Origin of the sequence: Streptomyces sp. TP-A0874, from assembly GCF_001748085.1 — a bacterium.
Taxonomy (GTDB): domain Bacteria; phylum Actinomycetota; class Actinomycetes; order Streptomycetales; family Streptomycetaceae; genus Streptomyces.
In genome coordinates this window covers 489,455-501,729 of record NZ_BBZK01000005.1, presented here as the reverse complement: position 1 = coordinate 501,729, position 12,275 = coordinate 489,455, and the positions used below count along the sequence as shown (strand labels likewise).

The 12,275-nt window shown below is 71.1% G+C and carries 10 protein-coding genes, 1 tRNA gene and 1 other RNA gene; 2 read left to right on the top strand and 10 right to left on the bottom strand.

Annotated elements, in window-relative coordinates; translation table 11 throughout:
- Positions 1 to 33 precede the first annotated feature (33 nt).
- The 10 genes from BGP73_RS09785 to ffs form a co-directional block, all read right to left on the bottom strand.
- Positions 34 to 1,011, bottom strand: a complete 978-nt coding sequence (locus tag BGP73_RS09785) for an SURF1 family protein (protein ID WP_069813777.1) — start codon at positions 1,009 to 1,011, stop codon at positions 34 to 36.
- Positions 1,012 to 1,172: 161 nt separating this feature from the next.
- On the bottom strand, positions 1,173 to 2,003 hold the full coding sequence (locus tag BGP73_RS09780; protein WP_244501158.1) for an endonuclease/exonuclease/phosphatase family protein: 831 nt from the start codon (positions 2,001 to 2,003) through the stop codon (positions 1,173 to 1,175).
- Positions 2,004 to 2,285: 282 nt separating this feature from the next.
- Positions 2,286 to 3,443, bottom strand: a complete 1,158-nt coding sequence (locus BGP73_RS09775) for a hypothetical protein (protein WP_069813773.1) — start codon at positions 3,441 to 3,443, stop codon at positions 2,286 to 2,288.
- Positions 3,440 to 4,015 (bottom strand): SigE family RNA polymerase sigma factor, encoded by a 576-nt coding sequence (locus tag BGP73_RS09770; protein WP_069813771.1) that lies wholly within the window; start codon positions 4,013 to 4,015, stop codon positions 3,440 to 3,442. The genes BGP73_RS09775 and BGP73_RS09770 overlap by 4 nt, the downstream gene beginning before the upstream one ends.
- 400 nt (positions 4,016 to 4,415) lie before the next feature.
- Positions 4,416 to 5,687: an aspartate kinase gene (locus BGP73_RS09765; protein ID WP_069813769.1), complete on the bottom strand. Its 1,272-nt coding sequence runs from the start codon at positions 5,685 to 5,687 to the stop codon at positions 4,416 to 4,418.
- 344 nt (positions 5,688 to 6,031) lie between these two features.
- The gene (locus BGP73_RS09760) at positions 6,032 to 6,694 is read right to left on the bottom strand and encodes a DUF5063 domain-containing protein (RefSeq protein ID WP_069813767.1); all 663 of its coding nucleotides are present in this window, start codon (positions 6,692 to 6,694) and stop codon (positions 6,032 to 6,034) included.
- Positions 6,687 to 7,286 carry a recombination mediator RecR gene (gene recR / locus BGP73_RS09755; RefSeq protein ID WP_069813765.1) on the bottom strand — a complete coding sequence of 200 codons (600 nt, stop codon included), beginning with the start codon at positions 7,284 to 7,286 and terminating at the stop codon, positions 6,687 to 6,689. The genes BGP73_RS09760 and recR overlap by 8 nt, the downstream gene beginning before the upstream one ends.
- Positions 7,287 to 7,434: 148 nt before the next feature.
- A complete protein-coding gene (locus tag BGP73_RS09750) occupies positions 7,435 to 7,767 on the bottom strand; it encodes a YbaB/EbfC family nucleoid-associated protein (RefSeq protein WP_069813763.1) in 333 nt (110 codons plus the stop codon).
- 142 nt (positions 7,768 to 7,909) lie between these two features.
- Positions 7,910 to 10,270: a DNA polymerase III subunit gamma and tau gene (locus BGP73_RS09745; protein WP_069813760.1), complete on the bottom strand. Its 2,361-nt coding sequence runs from the start codon at positions 10,268 to 10,270 to the stop codon at positions 7,910 to 7,912.
- Positions 10,271 to 10,465: 195 nt separating this feature from the next.
- Positions 10,466 to 10,562, bottom strand: an RNA gene (gene ffs / locus BGP73_RS09740) — signal recognition particle sRNA small type.
- A 73-nt stretch (positions 10,563 to 10,635) separates the two neighbouring features.
- On the opposite strand from ffs, the gene BGP73_RS09735 reads away from it, so the two are divergent.
- Both BGP73_RS09735 and BGP73_RS09730 read left to right on the top strand, forming a co-directional pair.
- Positions 10,636 to 10,723: transfer RNA gene (locus tag BGP73_RS09735), tRNA-Ser, on the top strand.
- 408 nt (positions 10,724 to 11,131) lie between these two features.
- Complete coding sequence (locus tag BGP73_RS09730) at positions 11,132 to 12,205, top strand: LPXTG cell wall anchor domain-containing protein (protein WP_139134547.1); 1,074 nt, start codon at positions 11,132 to 11,134, stop codon at positions 12,203 to 12,205.
- Positions 12,206 to 12,275: the final 70 nt, after the last annotated feature.

The window sequence follows — 12,275 nt, the reverse complement described above, 5'->3', positions numbered from 1 at the left end:
GCGGCATCGCAGCCAGGCCCCGCGCGGCGAGGCTCAGGCTCCGGGGACCGGGGCGGTGCCGGGCTCCTGGTTCGCCGCCGGCACCTGAGAGCTTTCGGGGCCTTGGGAAGTCCCGAGGGCCTGGGAAGTCTCCGGACCCTGGCGAGTCTGGGTGCCTTGAGAGGTCACCCGCCCCTCAGGGGCATCGGTCTCCCGGGGGATACCGAGAGCGCGGTCCCGGGCGTTCTCCACCTCCCGGCGGAAGAAGCGGAACCACATGAAGACGACGAAGCCGGCGAAGACGAACCACTCACCGGTGTAGCCGAGGTTCTGGAAGGCCTTCAGGTCGAGCCCGCTCCCGGGGGCGGCCGCCGGGGGCACCGCTCGTAGTCCTTCCGCAGCGCCGACCCCGGTGTCCTGGCCGCCGGCCGACCGCTCGCCGCCCTCGGAGAGGGTCACCCAACCGTCGTAGACGCCGTAGGGCACCAGGTTGACCAGTGAGGAAGCGCTGATCATCCCGAGCTGGCCGGCGGGCAGGCCGCCACCGGTGTGCGCGCCGGGGGTGGACTCGTTCTCCGATGCCTGGAGGGCGCCGGTGACGGTGACCTCACCCCGTGGCAGCTCCGGCACGGACGCGGTGTCGGCCGCGCTGTCGGCGTCGCCGGGCAGCCAACCACGGACCACCGGCAGCGCGTCACCGGCCGTTGTGCGCAGCAGGGCGAGCACGTAGAAGCCCTGCTCGTCGTCGAGCCACCGGTCCGGCACGAGCATCTGGTCGCCGTAGCGGCCGGTGGCGGTGGCCAGGCGGCCGGAGGTCTCATGGGTGACCGGCAGCAAGTCGGTGAGCGGGCGTGCGGGCCGTTCGGCCCCAGCGGTGGTGTCCCGCTGCTGGGCCTGCTGCTCCTGGTGGGAGTCGACGCGCGCCTCGAAGCGTCCGAGCTGCCAGCTGCCCATGAGGAGGCAGAAGGGGATGGCGAGCACGGCGAAGACGTTGATTCCCCACCATCGGGGAGTCAGCAGAAATCGGTACACACAACCACGGTACGGGGTCCGGCGGCCCGCCCCAGGCCGGGGTCGGGCCGTGCCGGACGCGGCGAGGCCGGAAGCGCGCCGCGGTCCGGCCCCGCGCCCCGCCCCTCCGTGCGGATGGGCTCTCAACACTCCCGGATCTCAACACCGCCCGGAGGGGGCTGTCACCGGCGGAGCACCAGGTCGGCGACGACCGGACGGTGGTCGGACGCCAGCGTCTCCGGCACCGTCACACCCCGCACCGCGAAATCCCGCCTCGAGGCGGTGACGTAGTCGATCCGGCTCACCGGATCCTGCGCGGGGAAGGTGAGACCGTCCGCCCCGTCCCGCGGTCCGGCGTCGCGCAGCTCGCGCCAGAGGTCCGACAGTTCCGGTGCGGTCGGCTCAGCGTTGAAGTCGCCGAGCAGGATCCGCGGCGCGCAGTGGGCGTGGCCGGGGCCGGGGCGGCAGTTCCGCCCCATGATCCGACGCATGTCGGCGACCTGGGTCTCGCGCACCTCCGGATCCGGGCGGTAGTCCAGGTGCGTGGTGTAGACGTGCACCGGTTTGCCCCGCACCTCCACGACGACCTCGGGGAAGCCGGGCGCGGGGGCCGGCACCGGGTCGGCGTCCTGTGTGGACAGCCGGGTGATCTCGTGGTTCCGAGCCGACCGGATCGGGTGCCGGGAGAGCACCGCCACCCCGTACTCCCGCCGGGACTCGCCGTCCGTCACCGGGTCGAGGTCGTAGATGGGGGCGAAGTAGACGTGCATGTGCAGCCGTCGGGCCAGCTCACCGGCGAGGTCGCGCCACTCGCTGCGGTCACTCCAGTGCACGTCCACCTCCTGAAGTCCGATGATGTCGGCCCGCAGGGACCGCAGGGCGGCGGTCTGGCGGTCCAGGTCGAAGACCTCGTCCATGCCGGCGCCCGCGTGGATGTTGTACGTGGCGACGCGGAGCGGGATGGCACCGGAGGGCTGCGCGGCGGAGGAGGTGGGTGCCACCAACGCTCCCACCGACCCCGCCGTCACCAGAAGCCGGAGGATCCCCCTCCGCCGGCCGCCGGGCCGATGCCCGGACGATCGCGAGAAGCCCCGCACAGCGCGGCGGAAGAACGACAGACGCTGGAACATACGACCCCCTGAGCCATGGGCGCGACGGCCCGGAGATTGTCAGGTTCGCGCTGAACACTACAGAGTGAGGTGGCGTGCGCACAGTGCGCCAAGCAGCCTCCGACAAAGGCCGTCCGGGCAGTCCGTGCGCCGCTCAGCCGGTCCGCGGGGGTGCGGCGACCGCCGTCAGGACGTCGCCAGCACCCCGGTGTGGTAAACGGTGCCGGCGCAGGCGTGGTCGATCCTGGTGCTGGCCACCGCCGGATCGCCGCCCTCCGGGGTGTGGCTGAGCACCACGCTGCCCGGCGTCGGCTCCGCCGGTTCCTCTGGGCGTCCGTCGTCCTCGCTCTGCTCGGGCGAGTTACCCGCGCCGCCGGAGCCACCGGAGCCACCCGGGTCCGGCGAGGAGCCGGGGTCGCTGGAGCAGCCGCCGGAGCCGCCGTCAGCGGGCACCCAGGCGAACTTCACGACATACGCCTTGCCGGCGCCGAGAATCAGCGTCTCATCGCCGGAGGACGGGTCGGGCAGCCCCGGCGCCTCGTCGCCCGCCGTGTGTTCGACCACGCTGATCCGGGAGATGTCGGCACTCCCCTGGGCGGTGGCGAGCACCCCCCCGACATCGTCGATCGTGCAGTCGGCGTTGGAGACGTTGACCACCCGGAACTTGCCGTAGACCCGACCGTCGGCGTCCGCCGGGCTGAGCGAGGCGCTCCCGGCGCCGAGTTGGTCGCGGCTACAGCTCGGGGTGCTGACGGACATGCTCTCGGTGGGGGAGGCACCGCCGTGCTCTCCGCTCCCGGGGTGCTGGCCGGGTCCGCCGGGCTTCCCCTCCCCACCCCGGCCGCCGCTCGGGTCGCCGCCCGCCGTCGAGGAGCCGCCGCCGGTGTCCTGGTCACCCTCCGCTCCCTCGGCACCGCCGTGCGCCCGCTGGCTGCTGGCGGTGTTGGTCCGCCGGTCGCTCCCGCTGCCGGTGTCGGTCATGTGCACCAGGGCCGGCACCGCGCAGCCGGCGAAGAGCAGCGCGGCCGCCGCCCCGACGAACGCCTGCCGCTTCCGGGCGCGGCGCGCCGCCACGGCCCGCCGGAGATGCTCCAGCGAACCGGGATCGGGCTCGATGTCCTCCACCACGGCCTGGAACAGGCGCCGCAGCGAGTCCTCGTCCTGGCCCTCGGGATCCTGGCTCGGGGAGTTCCGGCTCAGAGGGTCCCGCTCCAGGGGGTCCCCGCCGGACGGCCGCCCGGGCTCCCCGGTGCGGCCGTCGAGCCGCTCCGGCTCGGGGCCGGCCGACTCGCCGCGACCCTCCGGGTGCTCCGGCCCGTCCGGTCCGTAGTCACGTCCTGTCATGCCGGGGCCTCCATGGCGACGCGCAGCGCCGCGATTCCCCGTGAACCGTAAGCCTTCACCGAGCCGAGCGATATCCCGAGTGCCTCGGCGACCTGGGCCTCTGTCATGTCTACGAAGTAGCGCAGCACCAGGACTTCGCGCTGCCGGCGCTGCAACCCCCGCATGGCCTTGATCAGTTGGTCCCGCTCCAGTTGCTCGTACGCCCCCTCTTCCGCGCTGGCCATGTCGGGCATCGGCTTCGAGAGCAGCTTCAGTCCGAGTATGCGGCGGCGGAGAGCGGAGCGAGAGAGGTTGACGACGGTCTGCCGCAGGTAGGCGAGCGTCTTCTCCGGATCACGGACCCGGTTGCGGGCCGAGTGCACCCGGATGAACGCCTCCTGGACGACGTCCTCGCAGGAGGCGGTGTCGTCCAGGAGCAGCGCGGCGAGCCCGAGCAGCGACCGGTAATGGGCACGGTACGTCTCGGTCAGGTGGTCGACAGTGGTGCCCACTGCCATGGCCCGGTCAGAGCTCTCGCTCTGCGCGGGCATCCGCGCGGAGCGGGAGGCGGGCATCGGGGCGATCACGGGCATGCCTCCGTGCGCCCGCCTGCCGAGCGGACGTAGAACCGCCGCCCCACTCCCAGAATTCGCTGCCATACCAAATGCCTCTGCCACGCCTGTTGGACAAGCTTCTCCCCGTCAGGGTTGTACGCGTGGGCCATCACGAGCGCTGACGCACCCAATACCCACATACGCACCAGACTTTCCGATACGCCCCAGTCGTCGCAGCCATGCGTGAGGGACTGAAACGAAGACGCCCCCCGCTCGGCTGCCGGTTGCAGCGAACGGGGAGCGATTCGTCGAACAGACCGTCGACACACCTCAAGGGGGCTCATCGAACGACTGAATCACAGAACTTTCACAAACTCCATGTGTCAGCCTTGCGATTTCGCCACCACGTCCGATCACCGACGGGAGGCAAGCACGTCCGCTACCGGCCGGTCCCCCCGTAGACGACGGCCTCGTCGCTGTCGCTGTCCAGGCCGAAGGCGCTGTGCACCGCCCGCACGGCGTCGTTGACGTCGTCGTCCCGGGTGACGACCGAGATGCGGATCTCGGAGGTGGAGATCAGCTCGATGTTGACCCCGGCACCCGACAGCGCCTCGAAGAAGGCTGCGGTCACACCGGGGTTGGTCTTCATCCCGGCGCCCACCAGCGAGATCTTGGCGATCTGGTCGTCATAGCGGAGCGAGTCGAACCCGACCGTCGACTTGGTCCGCTCCAGCGCCGTCATGGCCCGCTTGCCGTCCGTCTTCGGCAGCGTGAAGGAGATGTCGGTGAGGCCGGTGGTGGCCGCCGAGACGTTCTGCACGACCATGTCGATATTGATCTCGGCGTCCGAGATCGCCCGGAAGATCTTCGCGGCCTCGCCCGGCTTGTCCGGCACCCCGACCACCGTGACCTTGGCCTCGGACGTGTCGTGAGCGACCCCGGAGATGAGTGCCTGCTCCATCGGCTGGTCCCCTCGCGGTTCGTTGCTGACCCACGTACCGGGAAGGCCGGAGAACGACGACCGGACGTGGATCGGGATGTTGTAACGGCGCGCGTACTCCACGCAGCGGTGCAGCAGCACCTTGGAGCCGGAGCTCGCCAGCTCCAGCATGTCCTCGTACGAGATCCGGTCGATCTTGCGGGCCTTCGTGACCGTCCGGGGATCGGCGGTGAAGACACCGTCGACATCGGTGTAGATCTCGCACACCTCGGCGTCCAACGCGGCGGCGAGCGCCACCGCGGTGGTGTCCGAGCCACCACGACCGAGCGTGGTGATGTCCTTCTTCTCCTGCGACACGCCCTGGAAGCCGGCGACGATGGCGATGTTGCCGTCGTCGACCGAACTCTTGATCCGTCCCGGCGTGACGTCGATGATCCGCGCCCTGTTGTGGACCGAGTCGGTGATGACACCCGCCTGGCTGCCGGTGAACGACTGCGCCTCGTGTCCCAGGTTTTTGATCGCCATGGCCAGCAGCGCCATGGAGATCCGTTCCCCGGCGGTCAGCAACATGTCGAATTCGCGCCCGGAGGGGATCGGCGACACCTCTCCCGCGAGATCGATCAGCTCGTCCGTCGTGTCACCCATCGCGGAAACCACGACGACCACCTGATGGCCGTCCTTCTTGGCTTCCACGATTCGCCGGGCGACGCGCTTGATGCCTTCGGCATCGGCAACGGAGGAGCCGCCGTACTTCTGCACGACAAGGCCCACGTGCGCTCCTCGTAATTCAGTCTTCCGGAAACCCCGAATCGGGATCCTTCGGTCGGATCAGTTTAACGAGCGGGAGAAATCAGCCATCTCGTCTTTCACTCCGTGAGACGCACTCCGGCCGTGATCGCCATTGACCCGGTCCCCGCCCAGCGACGTGCCTGCCCCGGTCGCGGCGATACACACGGAAACGTAATCCAGCTCACACGGAGCGTGGCCGACCGGCCGGCGGGGCGGCCGGCGGAGTTCCCACCACCGGCCGATCCGCACCGGGGAACCGCACGGCTGCCGGCGAACCGCACCGACGGCTCCGCAGCACCGCCGACCCGCCGGGGCCGAGCAGGGCTTCAGGCCTGGTGGTCGAGGCCGAGCGGAACGGCGATCTCGGCCGCCATCACCCTCCCCGCCTCCTCTTCGAGGGCCTTCTCGTCCGCCTCCCCCGCGGCATCGGTGTCCAGCCCGTCGAGCGCTTCGAGCGGGCTCTCGTTCCGGATGTGGGCCAACAGCGACTGGAGGGCGCGGAGAGTGGCCGAGGCGGTCGGCCCCCAGTTGGAGAAGTACGAGAACTGCCACCACCACAGGGCCTCGGTGACCCGGCCGGCCCGGTAGTGGGCCATACCGTGTCGCAGATCCGTGACGATGGCCGCGAGATCGTCGGAGAGTCGGTGCGGCACCGGCTCGCTGCGCGGGACATAGGGATCGAAGACCTCGGAGTAGACGTCCGCCGGGTCGAGCAGCCGCGCGAAGCGCTCCCGCAGCTCGTCCATGTCCGGCTCCGGGCCGGTGTCCGGTTCGTACCGCTCCACCGGCACGAAGTCCTCGTGCGCCCCCAACCGGCCGCCGGCCAGCAGCACCTGCGAGACCTCGAGCAGCAGGTAGGGGATGGAGCTGCCCGGTTCGTCGCCCTTGGCGAGCTCCGTGACCGCGACGAGGAAGCTCTCGATCTGGTCCGCGATCTGTACCGCGAAATCATCCGGAGCGGGGGTTTCGTGGAGCGTGGCATCAGACATCGAGAAGTCGTCTCCCTTCGAAGGCGCGGCCCAGCGTGACCTCGTCCGCGTACTCCAGGTCTCCCCCGACGGGGAGGCCGCTAGCCAGCCGCGTGACCCGCAACCCCATGGGCTTGATCATCCGGGCGAGGTACGTGGCGGTGGCCTCGCCCTCGAGGTTCGGGTCGGTGGCCAGGATCAGCTCGGTGACGGTGCCGTCCGCGAGTCTCGCCAGCAACTCCCGTATCCGGAGGTCGTCCGGGCCGACGCCCTCGATGGGGCTGATGGCCCCGCCGAGCACGTGGTAGCGCCCTCGGAACTCCCGGGTCCGCTCGATCGCGACGACGTCCTTCGGCTCCTCGACGACGCAGATGACCGCCGGATCGCGCCGCTGGTCCAGACAGACCCGGCACCGCTCCTCCTGGGCGACGTTGCCGCACACGCCGCAGAACCGGACCCTCTCCTTGACCTCGGTCAGCGCATGTGCCAGTCGGCGGACATCGGTCGGCTCAGCCTGAAGGATGTGGAAGGCGATCCGCTGCGCGCTCTTGGGACCGACGCCGGGCAGCCTGCCCAACTCGTCGATGAGGTCCTGAACCACGCCCTCGTACACGGGTCGCCTTCTCCTTCTGCCGCCCCCGGCCGTCGGCCGTACTCCCCGGCCGGGAGTCGACTACGGTCCGTTGGACTGCGTTTGCACTATCTGTCCACCTCGGGCGGACAGCCCGAGGCGGCGTCGGAACAGGGTCCCGTCAGCCGGCTCAGAACGGAAGACCCGGCACCCCGCCCAGCCCCTCCGCCAGCGGGCCGAGCTTCTGCTGCTGCATCTTCTGCGCGGTGGCGTTCGCGTCCCGGATGGCCGCGAGCACCAGGTCGGCGAGGGTCTCGGTGTCCTCCGGGTCCACCGCCTTCGGATCGATGACCAGGCCCTGGATCTCACCGGCGCCGGTGACCGTCGCCCTGACCAGGCCACCACCCGCCGATCCCTCCACCGAGGTCTCGGCCAGCTCCTGCTGGGCCGCTGCGAGGTCCTGCTGCATCTTCTGCGCCTGCATGAGCAGCTCTTGCATGTTGGGCTGGCCACCGGGGATCACGGCTTGGCTCCTGGCACTCTCGACGATGGTTTCTCAGACAGCCAGAGCCTACGTCGTCACCGTGCGCCGCGCCCCACACCGTCACGGATCCTCCGCCGACTCTCCTCCCGGGAACGGCTGCGACGAAGACTGCCGCCCCAGGTCACTCGTCGATTTCCTCCAGGACCGTGGCCCCCAACTCGCGCACGATCAGCTCGGGCCCGGAGAGCGCCGACTCATCGAGATCGGGATCGTCGTCGTTCGGCATGTCGTCCTCGACCGAGTACGGCGGGGGCTCCGAAGCGGGGGCGTACTGCTCGCCCCGTTCAGCCGGGGCCTGCTGAGCCTGGGCCCGCCGCCGAGGCGACTCGGCCACCGCACCACCCGGCCCGGACTCGGCCGGGCGCGCCGGCGGCGGAGCGGGACGCTCCGCCGCCCCCGCCGGCGGTGCGCCCATCGGACCGGGCGGCTGGGCCCGTCCCGGCGCCCCGCCCCCGGCACCGCGCGCCCCGGCTCCGGCTCCGCCTGAGGGATCGACCACCGACTCGATCTTCCACTGCACATGGAGCGAGTCGTTGAGCGCCTGCCGCAGCACGTCCTCACTGCCGCCGCTGACGAAGCTGTCCCGGGCACCGGCGTTCGAGAAGCCGATCTGGAGAGTGCTGCCGTCGAACCCGACGATCTGGGCGTTCTGGCTGAGCAGGATCCAGGTGAAGCGGCGCCGGTTCTTCACGGCCTCCAGGATGTCCGGCCACATCTGGCGGACCTGCGCCGCGCCGTGGCCACCTCCCGGCGCGGCACCGGCTCCACCGCTGCTCGGAGCCGGGGACGGGACGGACGCAGCGGGCCGGGCCGGGCCGGCAGGCTCCGGACCCCGGGCCGCGCCCTGCCCCGGGGCGGTCGCCGAGGGCCAGCTGCCGGGCTGCCGCCCGGTTCCGCCGTCGCCCGCCGCAGCCGGGCCTTCACCCGGCGCCCCACTCGTCGCGGTGCTCCCGGTCCGGCTGGTCGGCCAGGCCCCGGGCCGCCGCCCACCGGCGCCGGGAGGTGCAGGAGGGGGAGCGGGCTGCCGCACCGGTGGTGCCGCACCGCCCGGCTGCTCGGCGTCGCCGGGAGTACCCTGCGCCACTCCGCCCGCGCTCCGCTGGGACGGGGGGCCGGGCTCGGCCGGGACCGCGCCGGAACTCTCCGAGGAAGCCCCGGCGGCGCCGTCGCCCCGCCCCCGGCCGGGGAGCGACGCCCGTGCCGCCGCCGGGCCGGACGGCCCAGGACCGTGGTCGGCATGGGCGTCCGACGCCGGGACGTAGCCCATCGGCGGCCCCACGGACCCGGCCGGCCCGCCCTGGCCCGCCGCCAGCACACCGGCGGCGGCGCCGCGCTCCAGCCGGTCCAGCCGCGCCTGGAAGGAGCGCTCGTCGTCGAAGGCGGCGGGCAGCAGCACCCGGGCGCAGATCAGCTCCAGTTGCAGCCGTGGCGAAGTCGCCCCGCGCATCTCCGTGAGCCCCTGGTTGACCAGGTCCGCCGCGCGGCTCAGTTCGGCGGCGCCGAACTTCGACGCCTGCGCCCGCATCCGCTCCAGCACATCCGCTGGCGCGTCGACCAAGCCCTTCTCCGCCGCGTCCGGGACCGCGGCCAGGATCACCAGATCCCGGAGCCGCTCCAACAGATCGGTGACGAAGCGCCGCGGATCGTTCCCGCCCTCGACGACCCGGTCGACGACCTCGAAGGCCGCACCGCCGTCGCCGGACGCGAAGGCCTCCACCACTCCGTCGAGCAGGGAGCCCTCGGTGTACCCCAGGAGGGCGGTGGCCATGGCGTACGTCACGCCGTCCTCCGCCGCGCCCGCGAGGAGCTGGTCCATGACGGACATGGAGTCGCGTACGGAGCCCGCTCCGGCACGCACCACGAGCGGCAGCACGCCCTCCTCGACCGGGATCGCCTCGCGCTCGCACACCTCGGCCAGGTAGTCGCGGAGCGTGCCCGGGGGGACCAGCCGGAAGGGGTAGTGATGGGTCCGCGACCGGATGGTCCCGATGACCTTCTCGGGCTCGGTGGTCGCGAAGATGAACTTGAGATGCTCCGGCGGCTCCTCGACCACCTTCAGCAGGGCGTTGAACCCGGCCGAGGTGACCATGTGGGCCTCATCGATGATGTAGATCTTGTAGCGGCTGCCGGCCGGGCCGAAGAAGGCCTTCTCCCGCAGGTCGCGCGCGTCGTCCACACCGCCGTGCGAGGCAGCGTCGATCTCGATCACATCGATCGAACCCGGGCCGTTGCGGGCCAGGTCGCGGCAGGATCGGCAGTCGCCGCAGGGCTCGGGGGTGGGGCCCTGCTCGCAGTTCAGGCAACGGGCGAGGATGCGGGCGCTGGTCGTCTTGCCGCAGCCGCGTGGTCCGCTGAACAGATAGGCATGGTTGACCCGGTTGTTCCGCAGCGCCTGCTGCAGGGGACCGGTGACATGCTCCTGCCCGATGACCTCGGCGTAGGTCTCGGGACGGTAACGGCGGTAGAGCGCGAGGGACGACACGCATACGACGATATCGGCCGTCGCCGACAACCGGGCCCGGCCGCATCCACCGCCACCCTGACCGAGCGGTCGGCACCGAGCGGTCACCACCGGGCCACTGTCCCGGACCGATCACTCACGGCCACCGCTCGCGCGGTGGAACCCGACGCTCCGGGGAGGCGGAGCCATCGACTCACCGCCCTCGCCACCAGCAACGCAAAGGGCCCCCCACGCACCCGCCAGAGCCCACCTACCCTTGCTGCCTTCCGGCCCTGGGGGAGTTCGATGAGATAGCGCCACGTGAGGGGCTGCCGCCCACACTACCCGATGGACCGGCGTTCGATCGAGTTCGCCAGCACCACTCCACGTCTTGTAGTGTTTGCCGCGGAGGATTCGCCTAGTGGCCTAGGGCGCACGCTTGGAAAGCGTGTTGGGGGCAACCCCTCAAGGGTTCGAATCCCTTATCCTCCGCCAGTGTCTCACCGGGCACGTTGTCGAAGGCCCCACCGTTCGCGGTGGGGCCTTCGGCATTGGCGGTTGTCCGCACCCCAGTCGCCCCTCACCGGTCGTTCGCTGACGACCGTTCATGAGCACGCGGCAGAGGCGCAGATCAACGGCCGCCTCATCCTTGCGTTCGCGCCAGCTCTCCGCACTCGGCGGCCGGCTCCGGTTCCCGCGACGGCCACGGCTCGGCAGCCGGCTCGATCGAGGGGACTCGACCCACACGAGGTTCCTGGCCTGCCGCACCGACACCAGGGCCGGTTCGTCCCCCCTCTCTCGGCCCCGCGACTCCGTGAGGAGACTCCCCGGCTAACGACGGCCCGGGCCCTCGTCGCGGCGGGCGCGGATTCGATGACGCCTGGACCGCCGGGACACGTACCGGTGTCGGCATCGCCCACCTGCACGTCTGCAGCCCCGCACCGTGAAGAAGATCACAGGGCAAAAGATCGTCCAGCCTGCAACCTTCTGGCGGACCCGCCGCTCTCACCCATGTACAACACCCACGGCCACCTGCGCGTCCTGCCGAGCGGCCGTTCAGCTGAGATCCCACGGAAGGGTTCCATGAACCTGCACCGCGTTCTGGCAACCGCAGCCGCGACGGCTGTCATCAGCTCCACAGCACTCTTCACAGCTCCGGCTGTGTACGCGTCCTCGCAGGCCCCGGCCGACGGCTCGCTCTCCGCGTCCGCCACCCCCACGACGGCAGCCGAGCCGTCCCCGACGTACACCCGCCCGACCTTCTGCTCCGGCATCCCGGACGAGGAGCGCGCCAAGACATCGCTGCGCGGGCTCCCGAGCGAGATCGTCGCCGGGTCGGGCTGGCACGACTTCAGCTACCGCGTGACGAATGTTTCCGAGATCAAGGTGATGGAGACCGACATCTCCCTCTACCTCGGCTCTGCCGACCCGGACATCAGCGATATCGCCGAACTGGCCGTCACGGTCCAGTGGTTCAACGAGGCCACCGGGGCGTGGAAGCCCATCGAAGGCGAGGGGGCCGGTGCCTTGGACAACGATGAGTTCGCCACCGTGAAGACCCTGGAACCCGGCGAGTTCGCGGATGCCGCGATGCGCATCAAGGTCGGTGAGAAGGCCAAGCCGGGCACCGGCTACTTCTTCACCCTCGGCCACTCGTACGGCGAGGACGACCAGTGCGGCTTCGATGAGATCAGCCAGTTCGACTTCAAGGTCCTCGCCCCCGGCAGTAACCCGGGCCAGGTGGAGGACTCCGAGGGCAAGCCCGGCGAGGCCGAGGGCGTCAACGGCAAGCCGAGCGGCGGGAACACGCCCGCGCCGCGGGGCGCGGTCGGCGAGAAGCCGGTCAGTGCCACGCTCGCCGACACCGGCGCGTCGAGCGCGACGCAGACCACCGCCCTCTTGGGTGCAGCAGCGGTCGTCATTGGTGCCGGGGCTGTGTTCTTCACGCGGCGCCACAAGGCCGGCTCCACCATGTGACAAGCAGTCGCGTCACCACACGGCGAACGGTGGCCCCGAGGGGCCCTATCCGTCCTCCCCCCGGCCGGAG